We start from the raw sequence: 21335 nt of genomic DNA, 5'->3' as shown, positions 1-21335 counted from the left end.
GTAACTTTACCGTGAGATGCCATGGCCAAAACGCGTTCCTACAAGCTGCTCTGCCCGATCGCGCGGGCGCTGGATGCGATCGGCGACCGCTGGACCCTGCTGATCCTGCGCGATCTGCTTGCGGGACCCGCGCGCTTCACCGATCTGCAAACCGGGCTCTCCGGTATTGCGGCCAACCTGTTGACCGACCGGCTGGCGAAACTGACGTCGGACGGGCTGGTCACAAAATCGGACGGCCAGCACGGTGCCGCCCTCTATGCGCTCACCGACAGCGGCAAACGCACCCGCAACATCCTTTTTGAGCTGGCGCTATTTGGCGGCGGCATGCCCCCCCCCGAAGCGCAGGTGAAACCCGGCAATCTGAGAACCGTTGCCACCACACTGGGGGCAGCCGCCGCGCGCGTTACCCTGTTAACCGACGATTTCGTTGCCGAGTTGCGGGTGGATGGCGAGCAGATCACGATGCGGGTTGAGGATGGCACCCCGACGGTCCTCTATGCGGCAGCACGTGACCCTGATGTGGTTTTCGAGACCAGCTATGAGGCCTTGCTGCAGGTCTCGGAAGGCGAAATTTCATTGCAGGACTTTACCACCAATCACAGCAGATTACAGACCTACACGCTTGAAAAAGATCAGAGTTTCATGGCGGTCATGCAGCAGATCATGAGCCAGTTTAACGCCTAGAGCTCGCGTCCTGCCCGAACCTCCCCCCAGCGCAAACGCACTGCGGCGCCCAGTTTTGTGATGGCCCTGGGAGGTAGCCGTTTGGGCGTCTCAGCTGCCCGCGCCCGGTCCAGCGCATCGGTCTCAATGCCGTTTGCCGCTTCTGCCGCAAGCAGACCTGCCAGCGTGCCCTTTGCCGTTCCCAACCCGTTCTGACAGCAGGCCGACCACAGCCCCGGCTCAAGCTCGCCGATGACCTGCACGTTGTTCAGGCTGAGGCAAAGCCGCCCGCCCCACCGGTACGCCATCCGGACATCGCCCAGCATCGGAAACCTAGCCGCAAAAGCACGATCATGATCCCGCCCCACATACGCGATACGCTGGTCATCCACTTCCATTTCCGGATCGAAAGTGAACCGGTTTCGGATTACGATCCGGTCTCCTCCTGTCCCCGAAATCCTGCGGACCGTCGTACCCAGGGGATCAGCGGGTGTGAGACCCCAAACCGGTGCACCACCCAATGCAGCGGCTTGTGCCGCGGTCATCGGCTCGGTCATTGAGGCATATGTAAAGACATGCATCAGTCGACTGGCCATATGTCCAAAGCTTTCCAGGTGACCGTTGACCGCCAGAATGACCCGTGGCGCCGTCACCCGGCCTTTGGGTGTCTCCGCCACCCAACTCCCCTGCCGCCTCAGGGAAATCACCGGGCTTTCCTCGTGAAGAGACAGGCGATTTGACAACAAGGAATCGGCAACGCTGCGAACGAACAGCGCGGGCTGGATCATCGCGGCACCAGGGGTGACAAGACCGCTTTGGTAATAATCTGTTCCGGTCAAATCCCGCATCTGGCCGGCATCCAGCATCTCATGCGCCTCACCCATGGCTGTCAGGTGGCGCGCATAATCGAGGTTGTGCTGATGTCCCTTGGGGGTGGCCGCCCCGTTGATCTTGCCAGATGGACTGAACGCCTCTTCGCTCAGCCCGAAATCCGCGGCCATCTCGGCGGCAAAGGCAATGCCGCGCCGGTTATCTGCCGTCTGGGCGCGATCCGCCACCAACGCGCCGCCGTAGTTGTCAGACGCCAGGTCATGGGGCAGATCGATCATGAACCCGGAGTTGCGCCCGGCAGGCCCCGCGCCCACGCGGCTTGCTTCCAGCACGACGATCCGGTCGCCCGAACAAAGCTGTGACAAACGCCGTGCTGCGGCAAGCCCCGCAAACCCGGCCCCGATGATCAGCCAGTCAGCGCTGACATGCCCTTCCAGCGGCGTTGGTGCATTGGGCCGTGGCAGCAGACAATTCCAACCTGCCGGACCCGGATCACGCGGCAATCGGGACACTTTCATTGCACCCTCAATGCGTCTGGTTGAGGGCGTCCGCCGCCGGGATTTCACGCTCCCGGCGGGTGATATAATCACGCAGGGCCTCATCCCTAGCGGCATCGAGCGTCGGCTCTTCATAGGTGTTGAGCAGATCGCGCGCCCGGATCAGCGCCCGTTCCGTGATTTCGACACCGCCCTCGGCCTGCCATTGCTCGATGGAGTTGTTGTCGAACATCTCCGGCATGAAAAACGCCCTTTGGAAGTTCTCCAGCGTGTGCGGGTGGCCCAGGTAATGTCCGCCGGGCCCGATATCACCCACGGCCTTGATGGCCTCGTCGAAATCGTCCCAGTTGACTCCTTCCGCCATGCGGTAGCCCATTGCGCACATCTCGGCATCCACCACGAACTTGGCCATGGAGCAGTGCATCCCCGCCTCATTCCAGCCCGCCGAATGCCAGATGTAGTTGGCCCCCGCCATCAGCACCGCGTTCAGCGTCATCGCACTTTCATACCCGGCCTGCGCGTCGAAGGTCTTGGCCCCACCCAGCGTGTTCGACGTGCGCCAGGGCACGCCATAGTGCCGCGCCATCTGCCCGATCATGAAGTTCATCAAGCTGATCTCCGGCGTCCCCGCCATCGGTGCGCCGGATTTCATGCTGACCGTGCTGAGGTAGTGCCCATAGATCGCGGGACACCCTTTGCGGATCACCTGCGTGTAGGCCAGCGCGCTCAGCGCCTCGGCATTCAGCTGCGCCACCGTAGGCGCGACAGACGCGGGCGTATTGGCCCCGCCCAGCACGAAGGGCGAGCACAGCACCGGCTGATTGCGGCGGCAAAACGCGCGCATCGCACCCAGCATCGTCTCGTCCCAGACCAGCGGCGAGTTGCCGTTGCAGTTACCCGTCACCACCGGGTGGCTGTCGATGAAGTCATCGCCGAAGAGGATCGCGCACATCTCGATCACATCCTCGGCGTTCTTCGGGCTGGTGGTCATGCCCATGAAGGTCTTGTCCGAATGCTTCATCGAGGAATAGGTGATCCGCAGGTGCCGCTGGCTGATCGGATGATCGTAAGGCTCCACGATATGATGCGCCGAGGAATGGATGCTGGGTAACATGTGGCTCAGCTTGTGGAAATTCGCCAGATCCTCCAGCGTCGGGTTGCGCCGCACATCGTCGAGATCGCGCAGATAAGGCGCGCCGGTCATCGGCACAAAGATCGCGTGATCTTTCCCAAACGGCAGGTTATTCAACGGGTTGCGCGCGTGATAGGTGAAGCTCTCGGGGATGGTCGAGATCAATTCGCGGACCAGCCCGCGGTCCAGATGCACCCGCTCGCCCCGCACATCCGCGCCCGCGCGTTTCCAATCGGCGAGTGCAATCTCATCCCGGAACACAACGCCGACGGTCTCCAGAATGTCCATCGACGCCGCATCGACACGCGCGACCTGGTCTTCATCCATGACCTCGGTCAGCGGCAACCGCCGCTTCAGTGCTGGCAGCATCGTCACATCGCGCGTCTGCCGCAGCGCTTTACGCGCGCCCCGGCCGCGCCGGGCAGTTCCCACAGCCTCGACACTCATCCGATGTTATCTCCGTCTGCGGGGTCGCTCAGATCGACCCAGATAGTCTTCAGCTCGGTGTATTGGTCATGCGCCTGCATTCCATTGTCGCGCCCGCCAAAGCCCGACTGCTTGTACCCGCCAAAGGGCGTCGCGATATCACCCTCGCCATAGCAATTCACGGTGACCGTACCCGCCCGGATGTCTCGTGCCGCGCGGATCGCCGTGCGCGTATTGGCGGTAAAGACGCTGGCCGCAAGCCCGTAGGCCGTGTCATTGGCCACCGCGATCGCCTCATCAGTCGAGGCCACCTCGATCACACTAAGAACGGGCCCGAAAATCTCCTCCCGCGCCTTCACATCATCCTTGGCCACCTCATAGATCGCAGGTGGCATAAACGGCCCGTCCGACGTGCCTCCGGCCAGCGCGGGACCGGTCAGGTAGCCGTTGACCTTGGCCAGATGATCCGCGTCGATCAGCGCGCCGAGGTGGTTTGCAGGGTCCAGCGGATCACCCGTCTTCCAGTCCCGCAACCGCGCCATGATCCGCTCCAGCAGCGGTGCTTTGACATCTTTGTGCACAATCAACCGCGACGCAGCCGAGCAATTCTCGCCCATGTTCCAGAAGGCCGCGTTGACCACATGCTCGGCCACATGATCGAGGTTCTCGGCATCGGCCAGCACCACCGCCGGGTTCTTGCCGCCGCACTCCAGTACGACCTTTTTCAGGTTGCTGTCCGCAGCATAGCGCAGGAAGTGGCGCCCCGTCTCCGTCGAGCCGGTGAAGCTCATCATGTCCACATCCATATGCCGGCCCAGCGGTTCCCCCACCGATGGCCCATCGCCCGGCAGCACCTGCAACACGCCGCGCGGCACCCCCGCCATATGTGCCAGCTCCGCCACCCGCAGCGCGGTCATCGAGGTCTGCTCCGCCGGTTTCACAATGACCGAACAGCCCGCCGCGAGCGCCGGGCCGATCTTCCAGGCCAGCATCAACAGCGGGAAGTTCCACGGCAGGATCGCCGCCACAACACCCACCGGCTCCCGCACGATGACCGACAGCGCATCATCTCCCGCGGGGGAGGTCTGGTCATAGATCTTGTCCGCCGCCTCTGCGTGCCATTTGATGCAGTGAATGGCCTCGGGAACATCCACCAGCTCGCAATCGCGGATCGGCTTGCCGGACTCCAGGCTCTCCAGCACCGCCAGCTCCCGCCTGCGCCGCGTGATGTATTTGCAGAGTTTGATCAGCATGTCCTTGCGATCTGACGGGTGCATGCGCGCCCAATGCCCCTGTTCAAAGGCCTCGCGCGCCTTGCTGACGGCGAGATCAACATCCGCCGGACCAGCCGTGGAGATCTGCGTGATCTCCTCGCCCGTGGCGGGGTTCAGCGTGGACATCATCCCCCCCGCGCCCTTGCGAAATTTGCCGTCGATGAACGGCGCTGCGGGGAAATCCAGATCAGCGGCAATGGCGGCATACTCCGCCCGGGTCAGAAGATCGGTCATCACAGGGCTCCCGGAATGGCGGCAATGGTGGCGGTCATCGTACGGATCACCTCGTCCAAAGCGCGCTTGTCGTCTTTGTTGAGCGGTTGCAACGGCTTGCGCGGCGGCCCTGCGTCGATGCCCCGCAGCGTCACACCGTGCTTGATGCACTGAATGAACTTGCCGCCCTGCTCCAGCACCCGCATCAGCGGCAGCATTGCCGACATAATCGCACGGCCACGCGCGAAATCCCCATCGACCGCACAGGCGCGGTACAGCGCCAGATGCGCTTCGGGCGCGAAATTCGACCCTGCGCAGACCCAGCTGCGCGCGCCCCAGGCAAAGAACTCCAGCGCCTGATCATCCATCCCGCAGCTCAGCGCGATATGCGGATAGTCGCGCGCCAGCATATGCAAGCGATTGATATCGCCCGAGCTTTCCTTGATGGCACAGAAATTCGGGCTGCGGCCCAGACGGTCAAGACACTCTTCGTCCATATCGACGCTCATCCGGCCCGGGTAGTTGTAGAGCATCGCGGGCAGGTTCGCGGCCCGGTCCACGGCCAGCGCGTGCAAGGCAATCTCGCGACCTGTTGGATAGGCGTAAGGCGGCGTGGCGATCAGGATCGCATCCGCCCCCACCTCCCTGGCGGCCTCCGCATAGGCAACGCTGTCCTCCGTGCGGATCGCGCCTGTGCCAACGATCATCGGCACGCGCCCGGCAATCAACGCCTTGCAGCGGCGCATCATGTCCACCCGCTCCTCCATCGACTGGGCGTAATATTCCCCCGTGGTCCCCGCCACGATGAGCCCATGCACGCCCGCAAAAATCAGGTGCTCCACCGTCTCGCCCAATGCGGCCTCGTTCAGCGAGAAATCTGCGTGATAGGGTGTGATCAGCGGTGTGTAGATGCCTTCAAACTGCATTGCGCCGGTCCTTCAGTGACACAACATCCACCGGCAGCGGATCAGGCCGCACATAGCGTTCCATCCGGTCCCGCGACAAATCCCAGTGCTGTAACGACAGATCGATCGCCAGAGCGCTCTCCTGCGCCTCGATTGCCGTGATCAGCGCGTCATGCTGATCGCTTGCCTTCACGATCAACATCTTTTCATTCGCATTGGCGGGCTGGTAAAACCGCTGGCTCAACCGCGTATGGTCGATCAGCAACCGATCCAGTGACGCGACCAGGTAAGGGTTGTGCGCCATCTCTCCGATCACGGCATGAAACCGGTGATTGGCCAGTGCCGTCGCCTGCGCATCCTGCGCTGCGGTCGCCTTGGTGAAAGCATGCTGCGCGTCCTTGAGCGCATCCATCTGCGGGCCTGTCCGCGCCTCTGCCGCAAGGCTGGCGATATTGGCGTAGATCATCGGGGCGGTCTGAAAGAACGTCCGCATGGTGCCAATGTCCATCGATGCCACCTTGGCACCGCGGTTCTCCGACGTCGTGATAAAGCCCGCCCCGGCCAGCCGGTGCAACACTTCGCGCATGGGCGTACGCGACATCCCGTAGTGTTCTGCAAGCGTCGTTTCATCCAGATCGCTGCCGGGCGCAAGCGCCGTAGACAGGATGCGCAGCTTCAGATCACTCAGGCACTGGTCCTTGGACAAACGGGGCATCGGCAACTCCAGGTTCACTTTGTGTACTAAATGTATACAATTTCGAGCCCGTCAAGATAACTCTCGACCAACCCCTCTCAAGCGTCTGACTTGGCCGATATTCGCTTTCATGGCACGATGCGGAGCACATCCATTTACAGAACCAAGGGACAGCCCATGGATTTTCCCCGCGCCTCACTTGTCAGCGCCGTGACCCCGATAGAACACCTGCCGCGGTTGTCGGATGAACTTGGCATCTCGCTGCATATCAAACGTGATGATCTGGCCGGGACCACGATGGGCGGCAACAAATCGCGGCAGCTGGAGTATTATCTTGGCGCGGCGCAACAGGTCCGCGCGCAGACCGTCCTGATCACCGGTGCGGTACAATCCAACTTCGTACGGACCGCGGCGGCGTCGGCGGCAAAACTGGGCATGAAAACCATCGTCCAATTGGAAGACCGCGTGCCCCTGACCGATGCGCTCTACGGGGCGAATGGGAATGTGCTGCTGTCGCGCCTGCTGGGGGCGGAAGTCATGCACTACCCGGTGGGTGAAGATGAGGCAGGCGCGGATGCCGCGCTGCGCGCACGCGCGGCGGAAGAGGAAGAGGCCGGGCGCACCCCCTATGTCATCCCACTGGCGCTGGGAAACGCACCGCTGGGCGCCCTGGGATATATGCGCGCGGCCGAGGAAATCCTGTCGCAGGATGACGGGTTCGATGTGGTGGTCGTGGCCTCTGGCAGTGGCCTGACACACGCCGGGCTGTTGCACGGGCTGCGGAAAGCAGGTCACCGCGCGCGGGTCATCGGCAGCTGCGTGCGCCGGGACGCGAAACAACAGCAGGACCGGATGCACCAGGTACTCGACGCCCTCGCAAAGATGACCGGGACTACCGCCGCCCAAGACACGGACATCGCCATCTGGGACGGCGCCCTGTCGCCCGGCTATGGGCAACTCGGTCCGGCGGCGGCACAGGCCACGGCGATGATGGCGCAGACCGAAGGCATCATTCTCGACCCGGTCTACACGGCCAAGGTTTTTGCCGCCATCCCCGCACTGGTAGCGCGCGGCGACATCAATCCCGGTGAACGCGTGCTCTTCGTGCACACCGGCGGGCTGGCGTCCCTATTCGCTTATCAATCCGCCTTAGAAAACGCCTTCCCCCACCCCAAGGCCTAGTTCGAAACACCTACCGCACGCTGCGCATAGGCAAGATCGGTCAGCTGCCGGGTCAGGAATCCCGCCAGATCCGCGCGCGCGATCTTGAGGGTGAGGTTGCGTTCCTGCCGTCCAAAGCCTTCCTTGAAGCTGTCCGTGGCTGGTCCGTCGGTGAAGGCGCTGGGGCGCACGATTGTCCAGTCCAACCCGCTCGCGCGCACCAGGTTTTCCTGCAATTCATGATCCTTGAAGACAGGGCGCAGCACTGCGCCGAACATGATCCGTTTCCAGAAGAAGTTCAGGTTGTTCCAGCTTTCATGCGCCCCCAGAGTGGACTGGCAGATGAGACGCTTTACCCCGTGGGTCTGCATTCCCCGGATGACGTTCATCGTGCCTTGTGATCGAACGGACCCCTTACGCGATTTACCCGCGCCCAAGGTGACAACCACAGCATCATGACCCCGGATCGCCCCGGCAACGGCGGCCCCGTCCATCGCATCCCCCGCCACACGTGTCAGGGCCGGGCTCTGAATATCCAGCCGCTCGGGGTGACGCGCGAATGCGGTGACCTCATGGCCCTCCGAAACCATCTTTGCCACGGTCAGGCATCCAACACTGCCGGTGGCTCCAAAAACGACAACCTTCATGATGTGCTCTCCAATTCAGGGTTTTACATTGTGTAAACTTTACACAGCGTCAATATCCGATTCTTTACACAGCGTCAACGCCCGATCATCGCTCTTCGGCGCCGCCCCTTACGGAAGATCGCGAACAGATTTTAGATGCCTTACATATGCGGCACCCGGCATCCTCACGCATGCCCTTCACACTCTGATATTGAAAGATGCGCCCATGACCCAAAACACCGCCGAGGATGCGGCCTTAATGGCGGAGTTACTCCAATGCGAAACCGCCATATGGGAGGCGCTGGTCTCCGGCAACATGGCGCAGGATGCCGCCGCTTTGCATGCCAGTTTCCTGGGCGTGTATCCTGATGGTCTTGCAGGCAAAGATGGCCACACCCGACAGTTGGCGTCGGGGCCAACAGTCGGGCGGTACAAAATGGATCAGGAACGGGTGATGGAACTGGGGTCGGATTACGCCCTGCTCAGCTATCGCGCAACGTACAGCCGACCCGCCTGCACCAAGGAGGATGTCATGTATGTCAGCTCCATCTGGAAACGGAACGGAACAGGCTGGATCAACGTCTTCAGTCAGGACACACCCGCAGCGGTCCCCGACTGATAGTCATGCCTCAAGGTCAGGGCGGATCGTACCGGCCCCACCCGGCTACATCCCCAGCGCTTCCTTGTACATCTCAAGCACCGCTTCTTCTTCGGCGATGTCATCCGCGTCCCGCTTGCGCAATGCGATGACCTTGCGCATCACCTTGGTGTCATAGCCGCGTGCCTTGGCCTCGGCCATGACCTCTTTTTGCTGCTCGGCCAGATCCTTCTTCTCTGCATCCAGCCGCTCGATCCGCTCCACGAACTGGCGCAATTCATTGGCGGTCACGCGGTAGGTCGCGTCGCCCTGCACATCCTGTTCCGGCAGATCGGTGGCGCTGTCACTCATGAGAATATCCTTGTCGCTTGCGGGAAATCGGTCGGCCCTTGCCTAGCCTTCCGGCGCTGGCGCTGCAAGCCGCTTTGCGCTTGTGACAAAACGACGCCTGTTGGGCCGGGCCCCGGCACGGCGGCGTGACTTGCACTCGCAGCGGGAATTGGATAGCGCTGCGGCATGGAAACACACGAAACATCCATCTTCGATTTGCTGATCTGGGGCGGCGCGTCGCTGTCCTTCATCGGGCTTATCGGCCTTGTATGGTGCATTATTTACGTGGCCCGCGCCCGCCGCGCCCATCTTCCGGACGCAGAAATGCGGGCAAAGCTGAAAACCGCCTTGCCCATGAACCTCGGCGCACTCTTTTTATCTGTCATAGGGCTGATGCTGGTCATTCTGGGCATCTTCTTGGCCTGATCGCACCGCTTGCAAGCGCGGTAGTGACCACCATATAATTGTGGTGTCTAACGGAGCCTTGCCCATGTCACCCAGTGTCAAAGCCTTCTTCGATACCGCAACCAACACCGTCAGCTATGTCGTACGGGATCCGCAGGGTGCCGCCTGCGCGATTGTCGATTCGGTGCTGGATTTCGATCACGCCTCGGGGCGCACGGACACCGCCTCGGCGGATGCGGTGATGGCCCATGTGCAGGCCGAAAACCTGACCGTGCAGTGGATTCTCGAAACCCACGTGCATGCCGATCACCTCTCCGCCGCGCCGTACCTGCAGGAGCAGCTGGGCGGTCAGATCGGGATCGGCAATCAGATCACGACGGTACAGGATACCTTCGGCAAGGTTTTCAACGAAGGCACGGATTTTCAGCGCGACGGCAGTCAGTTCGACCGCCTTTTCGGCGACGGCGACAGCTTTCACATCGGCCAGCTTCGTGCCGATGTGATGCACACGCCGGGCCATACGCCCGCCTGTATGACATATGTGATCGGCGACGCGGCTTTTGTGGGCGATACACTCTTCATGCCCGATTTCGGGACCGCCCGCTGCGACTTTCCCGGCGGCTCCGCCCGCGATCTTTTCCAATCGATCCAGCGCATTCTCAGCCTGCCGGATGACACACGGATTTTTGTCGGGCACGATTACAAGGCACCCGGCCGCGAAGAATTTGCCTGGGAAACCACTGTGGGCGCCCAGAAGGCGCGCAATATACATGTGGGCGCGGATCGGGATGAGAACAGCTTCGTTGAGATGCGCCGGGCGCGTGACGCAACGCTGGGCATGCCAAAGCTGATTTTGCCCTCGCTGCAGGTCAACATGCGCGCGGGCCATATGCCCGAGCCGGATGAACAGGGCGACGTTATGCTGAAATTGCCGGTCAACAAGCTCTGATCGTGTGTCGCATTACCCGACGGGGCGTAACACTGCCTGAGAAACGCGCAGAGACCATGGCCTGTTTTGAATCTAACCCACTCTCTGCGGCTTTCCGCTGCGCCTGTCTGGACAGTGCCCGGCACCTTGCATAGGTCTATGCCCATGGATATGCGCCAAATCACACCTCACTTTTATGCAGCGCCACAGATTGCGCCTGAAGACATGGCCGACATCGTTGCGGCGGGTATCAAACTGGTTCTCTGCAACCGACCAGACGGGGAAGTGCCGCCCAGCCATCAATGTGCCGCGATACAGGCAGCCGCCGAGGCTGCGGGGCTTGAATTTGCGGTGCAACCGCTGACCCATCAGACCATGACGGCAGAGGTCATCGCCACCAACCGGGCGTTGATGGACCGATGCGACGGTCCGGTGTTGGCCTATTGCGCCTCGGGGACGCGCTCCACCATCGCGTGGGCACTGGCAGCGGCGCAAGATATGCCCGCAGATGACATTATTGAGGCGGCACGCGGCGGCGGCTACGATCTGACACATCTTGGCCCAACCCTCGTGGCCGTCGCGCAGATGAAGCGCTGACTCCGCAATCAGGCGGACTTCAGATCAGACAACCCCTCTATCGACGGCAACTCCTCTGCTCCGTCGAGATCAGGCAGATCCGGCAAATCTGGCAGGTCGGGCAGATCAGGAAGCGCGGCGCCAGTGTCGACCTCGGGCAAATCCGGCAATGCTGCCTCTTCCTCAAAGGCTGGTAAGTCCGGCAAATCGGGCAAGTCCGGCAAGTCCGGCAAATCATCGGCGAGGGCCGGCGCGATCTCCTGCGTCAGATCCGGTAAGGCCGCTGGGGTATCTGCCTCTGCCCCATAATCCGTCATCTTGACCTGTGGCAAGTCTAGATCGTCACGATCACTCACCCGGCGCTTCGGGCTGTCACCCGTAGCTGCGACATTTTCCAGTTGAATGGCGCGCTGTCCGTCCACCTGCCCCATGGCCCCACGACTGATCACGCGCCCATCTAGGGTTCTGATTTCGACAGAATCAAACGCATCCGGACGCAAGGCCAGCTCATCTCCCGCAGCGAGTTTCTCCAACTGCGCCAGAGGCAGTCGCACGCGCCCCAAGATGGCCATCAGATCAGCCTTCATTGTCATCACGGTCTTTTCCAGGGTGACCGGGCCTGTCTTAGTCTCAGCATTTTCTTCATCGGAGGCGACAGGTTCGAAACGTTTTTCCACGACGGGCAGTAGCAGGGTCAGGCCCGACTGGAACGCCCCGCCGGCAATATCCACCGTGAGCTTGAAAAGCGTGTATTCCGTTGCATCCAACGCCAATCCAAAGAGGCGTGCGTTCTCCACCCGCGCCCCGAATTTATAGGGGGGAAACATATCGCGATCGACATCCGTCTCCAGAAGCCTATGGGCCCGCTCAAAAAGTGAATCCAACAGCGGTGCAGATAAGGACGCGTCCGTGGCCGTCAGCGGGCGTTGCGCAGGAGAGGTCGTTGCGATCTTTCCAGTGGTTTGCTGCTGGATCATCGCACCAACCAGCTCCGGCCCCAACATCGCGCCGCCCGAGGCACCGCTAGGGCCATCCAGCAGCATCAACAGGGAATCGTCATCAAGCTTTTCGGAAATCGTGTCGCCGTCACAGCGTTCCTGCGTGATCCCGATCACCACAAGGGCCATGCCGAAGACTTCATCAGCGATTTTGGCGACACTCACGCGCAGCGCTTTGGGCACGGTCATTGCCCGTGCCTGATGCTCCTGCTTTCCTGCCTGCGCCTTGCGCTGCAAAACTGACATCTGCGGCCCTTGTCAAGATAACCGGCGCCTCGCCCATCGCGCGCGGTCCTGTAGGGCCGGGATAAGGGACAATGGTTACTATTGCCTTTATGTCCTCAGAAACATGCGGTTTTTCAGCGAAAAACCTACTGCGCGGCCAGTGCCTGAGAATGCGGGAGAGTGACCCGGAAAGCGGTGCCACCGGTGCCGTCCAGATAGCTCACATCACCGCCAAGCCGCGCCATGATTTCACGACAGATGGCAAGACCCAGGCCCGCACCATTGCCATCCTGCGCGCCGATCCGGCTAAATTTCTCGAACATCACGTCACGCGATGCGGCGGGAATACCCCACCCGTTATCGATAAAATCAATCACCACGCGCTCCCCTGACTGGGTGACGTCGATCCGCAGTTCCGGATCCTGCGCAAGGCAATATTTCTGCGCGTTGGTGATCAGGTTGATAAAAACCTGGCTCAGCCGGTCCAGATCCGTGTGCAGGGTGACCGTTTCATCAAGGCGTCTGCGTTTAAAGGTGATGGGCCGCGCCTCGCTGGCCTGCGCGGTTGCAATGGCGTGGTCCAGCAGATCCACAAGGCTGCCCGATTGCCGGTTCAGCGTCACCTGCCCGTTCTCCAGTACGGAAAGATCCAGCAGATCATCCAGCAACCGGGTCAGGCGGATCGCCTCTACGTGGATGATGTTGGCGTATTTTGTTTTTTCCAGCGGGCCGAGCCCGTCGGTATCGCGCAGAATCTCCGAAAAGGCGCGGATCGAGGTCATCGGCGTACGCAGCTCGTGGCTGATCTGGCTGAGGAAGGCATCCTTCTGATCGCTGAGCTGCATCAGCTTCGCGTTGGCGTCGCGCAACTGGGCGGCGGTCTGGCTCAACTCGCGCGACTTGGCCTCAAGCTGGCTGGAGTATTCCAGCATCTGGGCGGATTCGTCCGCTACCGCGAGCAGGTCCTGCACCGAAACGGCGGTGCCGCCCACGATCTGGCTGATCATCGCATGGGCCGTGGCGCCGCCAACCGAGCCCGCCAGTTCCAGCTCCAGCCGTTGCAGGAAATCCGCGGTGGGTTTGGGCAGATAGCCCCCATTGCCCTGCCTGTCCGCCTCGGTCTGAAACAGGCGCTGCGCCTCCTCCGCCCCGAGGATACGCTGCGCCATGATCATCAGATCTTCGCTTTCGGCCACGGGGGCCTGCCAACCGCGGGTCTGACCGGAATGATCGAAGACATTGACGAATTGCGCGCCCTGCAGCCGCTCCAACGGGTCCGGAAAGGTCAGCAGAGAGACCAGCGCGAAACTGACCGCGTTCAGCAGCAGGCTCCAGAAAATCGCATGCACCGTCGGATCAAGCCCCGGAATACCGAAGAGCGCCTGCGGGCGGAGCCCGTTGATGCCAAAAAGCCCCTGATCAAACACCGCGGCACTTAGGATCGCATCCGGCCCGAAGCTCGGCAGCAACATGGTGAAAACCCAGACGGAAAAGCCTACACCCAGGCCCATCAACGCTCCGGCCCGTGTCGCGCCGCGCCAGAAGATACCGCCCAGCATGGCGGGCAGGAATTGCGCCACCCCGGCAAAGGAGATCAGGCCAATGGCGGCCAGGGCGCCAGAGCCGCCCGACAGGCGGTAGTAGATATAGCCGAACCCAATGATGGCGAGGATGGACAGACGCCGCGACAGGATGACCACATTGCGCACGTCCCCAGATTGAGTGGCGCCCCCCTGATGCAGGTAGAGAAAGACGGGCATGACCACGTGGTTCGACACCATCGTGCTGAGCGCCAGCGTGGCCACGATCACCATGGATGTTGCCGAGGAGAACCCGCCCAGGAAGCTCAGCGTCGCAAGGCCCTCGCGCCCCTGGCTGAGCGGCAGGCTGAGCACGAAGAAATCCGGGTTCGATCCCGCTGGCAGCAGATCGAGACCGATCACCGCAATCGGCACCACGAAAAGGCTCATGAGCATGAGGTAGAGGGGAAAGGCCCAGCTTGCGATCTGCAGGTGTCGCTCGTCGTCGTTCTCCACCACCATGACCTGAAACATGCGCGGCAGACAGAGGAAGGCGGCGGCAGAGACAAAGGTCAGCCCGGCCCAGCGGCTGCCATCCATCTCCCATGTGCCGAGATCCGAGGCATCGATCCGCGCCAGCGTTTCCGACACACCGCCCGCGATCCCCCAGACGACAAAGACACCGACCGCCAGCAGGGCGATCAGCTTGACCACCGCCTCCACCGCGACGGCGATCACCACCCCGTGCTGACGCTCGTTCACGTTGAGATTGCGGGTGCCGAAGAGCACCGTGAAAAGCGCAAGGCCCACGGCAATCCAGAACCCGGCGGCGCGGGCCTCGTCCGCATCCGTGAGGCTGCCCTGCTCGGCGGCGGCAAAGAGGGACAGGGAGGCCGTAACCGATTGAAGTTGCAGAGCGATGTAGGGCGTCACACCGATCACCGCCATCACCGTGACCACGATGGCAAGGCCGTTGGATTTGCCATAGCGCGAAGAGATGAGGTCGGCGATGGAGGTGACCTTGTGGCTGCGCCCGATCCGCACCAGCCGCCGCGCGATCCACCACCAGCCGATCATCACAAGGCTGGGGCCAAGATAGATCGTCACATACTCCAGCCCCGACCGGGCGGCATAGCCCACCGCGCCGTAGAACGTCCAGGCGGTGCAGTAGATCGACAGCGACAGCGTGTAGACCAGCGGGGAGCGCAGCAGCCACCGGGCCCGCCCCCGCACCCCTGCCCGTTCAGCGGCAAAGGCCACGCAGAACAGGAAAAACACATAGGCCAGGCAGACCGCGACCAGTGCATTGAGCGAGGCCATCATGGCGCCTCAGCGTCCTCCGGCGTCTTCGGCAGCCACCGCATGCGATAGGCCAGATAGACCGACGCCAGGATCAGCAGCGACCAGATGCCAAAGACATAGAGCAGCGCGCGCGACATTGGCACGGCCTCCTCCGCCGCCCCTCCGGTGGGCCACAAAAGCGGGATCATCCACAGGCCGACGCCGAGAAACACCACCAGTCGTGCTGCATCCATGACCCGGCGCTGGCGGTAACTGCCGCGTTCCAGAAACAGCGGTGAGCCGCGCGGCGCCATCGCTCAGGTCCGCTGCCCGTGCACGTAGAGCAGATCGCGCACCGCTGTCAGAACCTCGGTATTGGAAAAGGGCTTGGTCATGAAACGGCTCACACCGGCTTTCTCCGCCATTTCGCGGTCCCGGCTCTGCCCCCGCGCGGTCAGCATCAGCACCGGCAGATCGGCTGTGGCCGCATCGCCGCGCAATTCCTCAAGGATGTCGAAACCGCTTTTGCCCGGCAGCATCACGTCCAGCACCACTAGGTCGGGCTTGCTGCTGCGGATCACGTCCGTGGCATCGGCTCCGTCAGAATGTGTGTCCACCTGCCAACCCTCCCGGCTCAGCAAAAATCGAATGGCTTCGATGATGTTCAGCTCATCTTCGACCAAAAGCACATGCTTTCCCATCGCGACCTCCTCCCAAAAGGCGCTGCCCCGTCAGACATGTTGCCTGCCTCCCTCGGGGCGAAGTTAAACTATCGTCTGTTTTATGCTGCCTGTCAAAGCTTTGAAGGGCGGCATCGACGCGTCCCTGACGTCAAAAACCGGTACGACGACTGCGTTTACAATCCATTGCTGAGGATCGAGGGCTCGCGCCGTCCGGCGCAACCGTCACGCGGGCAAACGCTGCAGGAGGCACCCACTTCTGCGGGCTGGGCGGCATCGGCGGCGCTGTTGGGCAGCACCAGCATGCTCGCCTGCACCAGAGGCGTCTGATTGTAGCTGGGCGCGCCAACCACCTCAGCCACCGCAAAACAGTCAAAGGCCGCGCGCCCGCGTCCCAGTTGCACCAGCGGGGTGCGGATCACCTGCCCGGGCTGCCCCAACACGGAAAAGAGCGGCCAGAGCGCGCAGGCCGGACCGAACCGTGGAATGACAAAGCCAGTGGTCGGCTTGCGAAAGAGCAGGCTGCCGGCGCGGTCACAGACCACCAAGCCAGCCTCCAGGGCGGGCAGGCTCGCCATGCGCCGCAGGACCATCGCCACGGGCACGGTGAGGTGTCGCGCCAGAGCCACCGGATCGGGGCCGGTCTCGTTCAGCGCGCTTTGCAGCCTGGGCAACGGAACCTGCCGCGCATCCTCGACCACGCGCTCAAGAATCCCGCGTGCCATGTGACGTGCGGCGTTGGATCTGAGGCTGGACGCGGCGGCGATCATGCCCTCCGGCGTATCCTTGCCCTGCTCCAGCGCGGCGAAAGTATAATCGTGCTCGCTCAGAAAGGCTTCCAACTCGTCCTGCGGGCTGGCGCCTGCATCCTCCACCCCCTGCCCGGCATCGAGATACTGCACCAGCGCCTTGGAACTGTCGGCAAGCCGCCTGCTTTCCTGATTGATGTTGGCATGAAATCGGTCGCGCCATTCATCCGTCAACTCCGCATCATCGGCCAGAATGGCCGCCGTGGACCGGATCGCCGCCGCCGTCGACAAAAGCTCATGCACCGAGGCCGCCAGATGCGGGTCATGGGTCAACCTGTCCGACAGGGTTTCCACCGTGCGCTCCAGACTGGCAATGCGCCGGTGACCGGTCGCCAGGACCTCTGCCCATCCCGGGAAACGACCGGCGAATTCATCGGCGCGCCCCGCCTCTGCTTCGGTCAGATTGGCCGCCGTTGCCGCCTCACGCAGCGTGGCAATCAGCGCCGCCTCAGCCCCTTCGGTGAGCATCGACGGCTCTACATCCAGAACGCGTGCGATGTTCAGCAGCAGCTTACCGCCGATTCTGCGCCGGTTGTGTTCAATCAGATTGAGGTAGGAAGCCGAAATCCCTAAAGATCGAGCAAGATCGGCCTGCCGCAGGCCCGCAACTGACCGTCGTTCCCTGATCCGACTGCCGGTCAACCCTTCGCGTGCCATTTCAACCTCTTCCGCAATATCATGCCTTTTCAACGGCTTTCTGCGCCGCAACATCATTTAATTTACAAATCACCCTGCCAATCTGTCGATTTATTTACAAAATAAATGAGCATTTCAAGGCACTTGTTGCGCAATTTTCACTTACTGCGCGATAACTAAGTTTGCACCTTTGTGCATCGCGCGCCCGATTTTGGAGGAAACATCGGGTGTTCGTTTTACCAACTGGGAGGATTTTCATGTCCAATTCGAAACTTACGCGTCGCGGTCTGATCAAGACCGGTGCCGTGGCCGGTGCCGCTGGTCTGACACTGCCGACGTATCTGCGTGCCGATGCGCATGCAGGCTATCTGAACGCCCCGCAGGGCGACACTGTGACCCTGGGCTTCAACGTGCCTCAGTCCGGTCCCTATGCGGATGAGGGCGCGGACGAGCTGCGCGCCTATGAGCTGGCGGTCGAGCACCTGAACGGGGGCGGCGACGGCGGCATGATGAATACATTCACGTCCAAGGCCCTGCAGGGCAACGGCATCCTCGGCAAGAAGGTCGAATATGTCACGGGCGATACGCAGACAAAATCGGATGCCGCACGCGCCTCTGCCAAGTCGATGATCGAAAAAGACGGCGCGGTGATGATCACCGGTGGTTCCTCCTCCGGGGTGGCCGTGGCCGTGCAGGCGCTCTGCCAGGAGGCAGGCGTGATCTTCATGGCGGGCCTCACGCACTCCAATGACACCACGGGGAAAGACAAGCGGGCCAACGGTTTCCGCCACTTCTTCAACTCCTACATGTCGGGTGCCGCCTTGGCACCGGTGCTGAAAAACGCCTATGGTTCGGACCGCAAGGCCTACCACCTGACCGCTGATTACAACTGGGGCTACACCACCGAAGAAGCGGTGAAATCCTCCACCGAAGCGATGGGCTGGGAAACCGTTGCGGCCGTGAAAACACCGCTGACACAGACCGATTTCTCCTCTTATATCGCACCGGTGCTGCAATCGGGTGCCGACACGCTGGTGCTGAACCACTACGGCGGCAACATGGTCAACTCGCTGACCAATGCCGTGCAGTTCGGCCTGCGTGACAAGCAGGTCAACGGCAAGGACTTCCAGATCATCGTGCCACTCTACTCGCGCCTGATGGCGAAGGGTGCGGGTGCCAACGTGAAGGGCATCTTTGGCTCGACAAACTGGCACTGGTCGCTCACCGACGAAGGCTCCAAGGCATTCGTGCAGTCCTTCGGCACCAAATACGGCTTCCCGCCGTCTCAAGCCGCGCACACCTGCTATGTCCAGGCGCTGCTCTATGCGGATGCCTGCGAACGTGCGGGCACGTTCAACCCGTGTGGCGTTGTCGAGGCGCTCGAAGGCTTCGAGTTCGACGGCATGGGCAACGGCAAGACGCTCTACCGTGCCGACGACCACCAGTGCTTCAAGGACGTGCTGGTCGTGAAAGGGAAAGAGAACCCGACTTCGGAGTTCGACCTTCTCGAAATCGTTGAGGTAACACCTGTTGAGCAGGTGACATATGCGCCGGATCACCCGCAGTTCGCGGGCGGTAGCTTGGGCACCTGTAATCCGGGCGCCTGACCTCTTACAGGGCGGAGCCAGCCTCCGCCCTGTCCTCCCCGGGATCTCCGGGGCCACGACCGTTTCATGAAGGTGGGACCATGGACGCAATCATCCTGCAAATTCTCAATGGCCTCGACAAAGGCTCTGCCTATGCGCTGATTGCGCTGGGTCTGACACTGATTTTCGGCACGCTCGGCGTGGTGAATTTCGCCCATGGGGCGCTGTTCATGATCGGGGCCTTCTGCGCGGTCACGCTGAGCCGTATCCTGACGCTCAGCCACACGGTGATCGACGAGACGCAAAAGGATTTCCTGGGCAATCCACTGAAGGTGGAGGTGCCTTACATCTATGACATCTTCGGGCAGACTACGGGCGATGTGATCATCGACTGGGCGGTGCCATTGTCGATCCTCTTTGCGATCCCCGTCATGGTCGGCATCGGCTTTGCGATGGAACGCGGGCTGATCAAGCACTTTTACAAGCGCCCCCACGCCGATCAGATCCTTGTCACCTTCGGCCTTGCCATCGTGCTGCAGGAGATCATCAAGTATTTCTACGGCGCCAACCCGATCCCCACGCCTGCGCCTGACGCCTTCCGCGGCTCCTTTGATTTCGGCGCGATGCTGGGCTTCGATCCGAATACGATCATCTACCCCTACTGGCGGCTTGTCTATTTTGCCTTTGCCGCCGTGATCATTGGCGCGGTCTTTGCCTTCCTGCAATTCACCACCTTTGGCATGGTCGTGCGCGCCGGCATGGCCGACCGCGAGACCGTTGGCCTTTTGGGCATCAATATCGACAAGCGCTTTACCATCATGTTCGGGATCGCCGCCGCCGTGGCAGGCCTTGCAGGGGTGATGTACACCCCGATCAACTCGCCCAATTACCACATGGGCATGGATTTCCTTGTGCTCAGCTTTGTTGTGGTTGTTGTCGGCGGCATGGGCTCGCTGTCTGGTGCTGTGCTAGCAGGTTTCCTGCTCGGCATCCTTGAAAGCTTCGCCTCCATGGCCATCGTGCTTGAGACCCTGCCAGGCATCAACCAGATCATCATCTACCTGGTCGCCATCATCATCTTGCTTACCCGTCCACGCGGCCTGATGGGCCGCAAAGGCGTGATGGAGGAATAATCATGGGCCTGACAAAAAAAGACTTCACCCTCCTGATCATCGTCGCCATCCTCTGCGTCTTTGCCCCCTTCATCCTGAACCCCTTCCCCGAGGGCTCCGCCATGGCGCAGTTCAACGCGGGCTATCCGGATCTGATGCAGCGGCTGGTGATCTTTGGCATTTTCGCCATCGGCTTCAACATTCTCTTTGGTCTCACGGGCTACCTCAGCTTCGGGCACGCGGCCTTCCTCGGGGTCGGTTCCTACGCCGCAATCTGGATGATGAAGCTGCTCACGATGAACGTGATCCCCGCGATCATCATCTCGGTGCTGGTGGCGGGCCTCTTCTCGCTGCTGGTAGGCTGGATCAGCTTGCGCCGCTCGGGCATCTACTTCTCGATCCTGACACTGGCCTTTGCGCAGATGTCCTATTCGCTGGCCTATTCGGTGCTGACACCGATCACCGGCGGTGAAACCGGGCTGCAACCCAAAGTGAACGATCCGCGCATCCTCGACGGTGTCCTGGCTGCGGGTGAGACCCCGCGTGCCAACCTCTTTGGCCTGCAAATGAACCAAAGCTATGAGATGGCGGTGGGCAACTGGGTCTTCACCTTCAACGCCGGCTACTATCTGGCGGCCATTGTGATGCTGATCGCCTTCTACATCTCGATCCGTATCTTCCGCTCACCTTTTGGCATGATGCTGCGCGCGGTGAAATCGAACCAGCAGCGGCTGAACTACACCGGGCTGAACGCCAAGCCCTACACGTTGGCGGCCTTCGTGATCTCGGGCATGTATGCCGGGCTCGCTGGCGGTCTGCTGGTCGCGATGGACACGCAGGTGGGCGCCGAACGGATGTTCTGGACCGCCTCCGGGGAAGTCGTTCTGATGACCATCCTTGGCGGCGCGGGCACGCTGATCGGGCCAGTGCTGGGCGCGGGTTTCATCAAGTACATGGAAAACATCGTCTCCAAGATCAACAAATCGATCCTGGAACAGTGGTTCGCCTTCATGCCCGACGGGATCGAAGATTTGCTGATCACGCTGGTCTACCCCTTTATCGGCAAGGGCTGGCATCTCACACTTGGCATCCTTTTCATGCTGGTGGTGATTTTCCTGCCCGGCGGTCTGGTCGAAGGCGGCCAGCGGATCGGCCGGCTCTTCAAGCGCAAGAAGCCAGCGGATGACAAGCCCGATGGCAAAACAACCCCGGCCGAATAAGGAGAGAAG

The 21335-nt window shown here is 61.5% G+C and carries 21 protein-coding genes; 9 read left to right on the top strand and 12 right to left on the bottom strand.

What is annotated here, in order from left to right; genetic code table 11:
* The first annotated feature begins 21 nt into the window (after window positions 1–21).
* Window positions 22–684, top strand: a complete 663-nt coding sequence (locus tag Q1A52_RS09930; protein WP_300014246.1) for a helix-turn-helix domain-containing protein — start codon at window positions 22–24, stop codon at window positions 682–684.
* On the opposite strand, the gene Q1A52_RS09925 is transcribed toward Q1A52_RS09930, so the two are convergent.
* Genes Q1A52_RS09925 through Q1A52_RS09905 form a run of 5 tightly spaced genes read right to left on the bottom strand, consistent with a single transcriptional unit; the run spans window position 681 to window position 6656 of the window.
* Window positions 681–2012, bottom strand: coding sequence for an FAD-binding oxidoreductase (locus tag Q1A52_RS09925; RefSeq protein ID WP_300014243.1), 1332 nt, complete (start codon window positions 2010–2012; stop codon window positions 681–683). The two genes, Q1A52_RS09930 and Q1A52_RS09925, sit on opposite strands and share 4 nt — an antisense overlap.
* A gap of 7 nt (window positions 2013–2019) precedes the next feature.
* Window positions 2020–3570, bottom strand: coding sequence for a trimethylamine methyltransferase family protein (locus Q1A52_RS09920; RefSeq protein ID WP_300014240.1), 1551 nt, complete (start codon window positions 3568–3570; stop codon window positions 2020–2022).
* Window positions 3567–5057 (bottom strand): aldehyde dehydrogenase, encoded by a 1491-nt coding sequence (locus Q1A52_RS09915; protein ID WP_300014237.1) that lies wholly within the window; start codon window positions 5055–5057, stop codon window positions 3567–3569. Before Q1A52_RS09915 ends, Q1A52_RS09920 begins: the two co-directional genes overlap by 4 nt.
* On the bottom strand, window positions 5057–5962 hold the full coding sequence (locus Q1A52_RS09910; protein ID WP_300014234.1) for a dihydrodipicolinate synthase family protein: 906 nt from the start codon (window positions 5960–5962) through the stop codon (window positions 5057–5059). The genes Q1A52_RS09915 and Q1A52_RS09910 overlap by 1 nt, the downstream gene beginning before the upstream one ends.
* Window positions 5952–6656: a GntR family transcriptional regulator gene (locus tag Q1A52_RS09905; protein WP_300014231.1), complete on the bottom strand. Its 705-nt coding sequence runs from the start codon at window positions 6654–6656 to the stop codon at window positions 5952–5954. The genes Q1A52_RS09910 and Q1A52_RS09905 overlap by 11 nt, the downstream gene beginning before the upstream one ends.
* Window positions 6657–6812: 156 nt before the next feature.
* Between Q1A52_RS09905 and Q1A52_RS09900 the strand changes: the two genes are divergently transcribed.
* A complete protein-coding gene (locus Q1A52_RS09900; protein WP_300014228.1) occupies window positions 6813–7817 on the top strand; it encodes a D-cysteine desulfhydrase family protein in 1005 nt (334 codons plus the stop codon).
* Here the strand turns inward: Q1A52_RS09900 and Q1A52_RS09895 are convergent.
* Window positions 7814–8443, bottom strand: coding sequence for an NAD(P)-dependent oxidoreductase (locus tag Q1A52_RS09895; protein WP_300014225.1), 630 nt, complete (start codon window positions 8441–8443; stop codon window positions 7814–7816). The genes Q1A52_RS09900 and Q1A52_RS09895 overlap by 4 nt on opposite strands.
* A gap of 205 nt (window positions 8444–8648) precedes the next feature.
* On the opposite strand from Q1A52_RS09895, the gene Q1A52_RS09890 reads away from it, so the two are divergent.
* Window positions 8649–9041 carry a nuclear transport factor 2 family protein gene (locus Q1A52_RS09890; protein ID WP_300014222.1) on the top strand — a complete coding sequence of 131 codons (393 nt, stop codon included), beginning with the start codon at window positions 8649–8651 and terminating at the stop codon, window positions 9039–9041.
* Between the two features lie 45 nt (window positions 9042–9086).
* Here Q1A52_RS09890 and Q1A52_RS09885 read toward each other — a convergent pair whose 3' ends face one another.
* Window positions 9087–9371: a DUF2312 domain-containing protein gene (locus tag Q1A52_RS09885; protein WP_195819039.1), complete on the bottom strand. Its 285-nt coding sequence runs from the start codon at window positions 9369–9371 to the stop codon at window positions 9087–9089.
* A 165-nt stretch (window positions 9372–9536) separates the two neighbouring features.
* Here Q1A52_RS09885 and Q1A52_RS09880 point away from each other — a divergent pair, with 165 nt between their 5' ends.
* From Q1A52_RS09880 to Q1A52_RS09870, 3 genes are all read left to right on the top strand, one after another.
* Window positions 9537–9776, top strand: coding sequence for a hypothetical protein (locus Q1A52_RS09880; RefSeq protein ID WP_299777109.1), 240 nt, complete (start codon window positions 9537–9539; stop codon window positions 9774–9776).
* 64 nt (window positions 9777–9840) lie between these two features.
* Complete coding sequence (locus Q1A52_RS09875) at window positions 9841–10704, top strand: MBL fold metallo-hydrolase (RefSeq protein WP_300014219.1); 864 nt, start codon at window positions 9841–9843, stop codon at window positions 10702–10704.
* Between the two features lie 144 nt (window positions 10705–10848).
* Entirely contained in the window at window positions 10849–11280 is a 432-nt protein-coding gene (locus Q1A52_RS09870; RefSeq protein ID WP_300014216.1) for a TIGR01244 family sulfur transferase, read from the top strand.
* 8 nt (window positions 11281–11288) lie between these two features.
* Here the strand turns inward: Q1A52_RS09870 and Q1A52_RS09865 are convergent, their stop codons facing one another.
* From Q1A52_RS09865 to Q1A52_RS09845, 5 genes are all read right to left on the bottom strand, one after another.
* A complete protein-coding gene (locus Q1A52_RS09865) occupies window positions 11289–12503 on the bottom strand; it encodes a FliM/FliN family flagellar motor C-terminal domain-containing protein (RefSeq protein ID WP_300014213.1) in 1215 nt (404 codons plus the stop codon).
* 125 nt (window positions 12504–12628) lie between these two features.
* Window positions 12629–15322 (bottom strand): ATP-binding protein, encoded by a 2694-nt coding sequence (locus Q1A52_RS09860; RefSeq protein WP_300014210.1) that lies wholly within the window; start codon window positions 15320–15322, stop codon window positions 12629–12631.
* Window positions 15322–15597, bottom strand: a complete 276-nt coding sequence (locus Q1A52_RS09855; protein ID WP_300014207.1) for a hypothetical protein — start codon at window positions 15595–15597, stop codon at window positions 15322–15324. The genes Q1A52_RS09860 and Q1A52_RS09855 overlap by 1 nt, the downstream gene beginning before the upstream one ends.
* Before the next feature lie 3 nt (window positions 15598–15600).
* Window positions 15601–15984: a response regulator transcription factor gene (locus Q1A52_RS09850; RefSeq protein WP_195819032.1), complete on the bottom strand. Its 384-nt coding sequence runs from the start codon at window positions 15982–15984 to the stop codon at window positions 15601–15603.
* A gap of 155 nt (window positions 15985–16139) precedes the next feature.
* The gene (locus Q1A52_RS09845; RefSeq protein WP_300014965.1) at window positions 16140–17429 is read right to left on the bottom strand and encodes a helix-turn-helix transcriptional regulator; all 1290 of its coding nucleotides are present in this window, start codon (window positions 17427–17429) and stop codon (window positions 16140–16142) included.
* 236 nt (window positions 17430–17665) lie between these two features.
* On the opposite strand from Q1A52_RS09845, the gene Q1A52_RS09840 reads away from it, so the two are divergent.
* The 3 genes from Q1A52_RS09840 (at window position 17666) to Q1A52_RS09830 (ending at window position 21326) form a co-directional block, all read left to right on the top strand.
* Complete coding sequence (locus Q1A52_RS09840) at window positions 17666–19015, top strand: substrate-binding protein (RefSeq protein ID WP_300014204.1); 1350 nt, start codon at window positions 17666–17668, stop codon at window positions 19013–19015.
* A gap of 80 nt (window positions 19016–19095) precedes the next feature.
* Window positions 19096–20127 (top strand): branched-chain amino acid ABC transporter permease, encoded by a 1032-nt coding sequence (locus Q1A52_RS09835; protein WP_300014201.1) that lies wholly within the window; start codon window positions 19096–19098, stop codon window positions 20125–20127.
* A complete protein-coding gene (locus Q1A52_RS09830) occupies window positions 20127–21326 on the top strand; it encodes a branched-chain amino acid ABC transporter permease (protein WP_300014962.1) in 1200 nt (399 codons plus the stop codon). The genes Q1A52_RS09835 and Q1A52_RS09830 overlap by 1 nt, the downstream gene beginning before the upstream one ends.
* Window positions 21327–21335 lie beyond the last annotated feature (9 nt).

This window comes from uncultured Roseobacter sp., from assembly GCF_947488185.1.
In the GTDB taxonomy this organism is placed as follows: Bacteria; Pseudomonadota; Alphaproteobacteria; order Rhodobacterales; family Rhodobacteraceae; genus Roseobacter.
The sequence above is the reverse complement of the archived record's forward strand: the minus strand, read 5'-3'. Positions and strand labels throughout refer to the sequence as shown.

Coding starts and splice junctions, on each gene's coding strand:
- Q1A52_RS09930 (WP_300014246.1), top strand. CDS start 22: ATGGCCAAAACGCGTTCCTACAAGCTGCTCTGCCCGATCGCGCGGGCG.
- Q1A52_RS09925 (WP_300014243.1), bottom strand. CDS start 2,012: ATGAAAGTGTCCCGATTGCCGCGTGATCCGGGTCCGGCAGGTTGGAAT.
- Q1A52_RS09920 (WP_300014240.1), bottom strand. CDS start 3,570: ATGAGTGTCGAGGCTGTGGGAACTGCCCGGCGCGGCCGGGGCGCGCGT.
- Q1A52_RS09915 (WP_300014237.1), bottom strand. CDS start 5,057: ATGACCGATCTTCTGACCCGGGCGGAGTATGCCGCCATTGCCGCTGAT.
- Q1A52_RS09910 (WP_300014234.1), bottom strand. CDS start 5,962: ATGCAGTTTGAAGGCATCTACACACCGCTGATCACACCCTATCACGCA.
- Q1A52_RS09905 (WP_300014231.1), bottom strand. CDS start 6,656: ATGCCCCGTTTGTCCAAGGACCAGTGCCTGAGTGATCTGAAGCTGCGC.
- Q1A52_RS09900 (WP_300014228.1), top strand. CDS start 6,813: ATGGATTTTCCCCGCGCCTCACTTGTCAGCGCCGTGACCCCGATAGAA.
- Q1A52_RS09895 (WP_300014225.1), bottom strand. CDS start 8,443: ATGAAGGTTGTCGTTTTTGGAGCCACCGGCAGTGTTGGATGCCTGACC.
- Q1A52_RS09890 (WP_300014222.1), top strand. CDS start 8,649: ATGACCCAAAACACCGCCGAGGATGCGGCCTTAATGGCGGAGTTACTC.
- Q1A52_RS09885 (WP_195819039.1), bottom strand. CDS start 9,371: ATGAGTGACAGCGCCACCGATCTGCCGGAACAGGATGTGCAGGGCGAC.
- Q1A52_RS09880 (WP_299777109.1), top strand. CDS start 9,537: ATGGAAACACACGAAACATCCATCTTCGATTTGCTGATCTGGGGCGGC.
- Q1A52_RS09875 (WP_300014219.1), top strand. CDS start 9,841: ATGTCACCCAGTGTCAAAGCCTTCTTCGATACCGCAACCAACACCGTC.
- Q1A52_RS09870 (WP_300014216.1), top strand. CDS start 10,849: ATGGATATGCGCCAAATCACACCTCACTTTTATGCAGCGCCACAGATT.
- Q1A52_RS09865 (WP_300014213.1), bottom strand. CDS start 12,503: ATGTCAGTTTTGCAGCGCAAGGCGCAGGCAGGAAAGCAGGAGCATCAG.
- Q1A52_RS09860 (WP_300014210.1), bottom strand. CDS start 15,322: ATGGCCTCGCTCAATGCACTGGTCGCGGTCTGCCTGGCCTATGTGTTT.
- Q1A52_RS09855 (WP_300014207.1), bottom strand. CDS start 15,597: ATGGCGCCGCGCGGCTCACCGCTGTTTCTGGAACGCGGCAGTTACCGC.
- Q1A52_RS09850 (WP_195819032.1), bottom strand. CDS start 15,984: ATGGGAAAGCATGTGCTTTTGGTCGAAGATGAGCTGAACATCATCGAA.
- Q1A52_RS09845 (WP_300014965.1), bottom strand. CDS start 17,429: ATGGCACGCGAAGGGTTGACCGGCAGTCGGATCAGGGAACGACGGTCA.
- Q1A52_RS09840 (WP_300014204.1), top strand. CDS start 17,666: ATGTCCAATTCGAAACTTACGCGTCGCGGTCTGATCAAGACCGGTGCC.
- Q1A52_RS09835 (WP_300014201.1), top strand. CDS start 19,096: ATGGACGCAATCATCCTGCAAATTCTCAATGGCCTCGACAAAGGCTCT.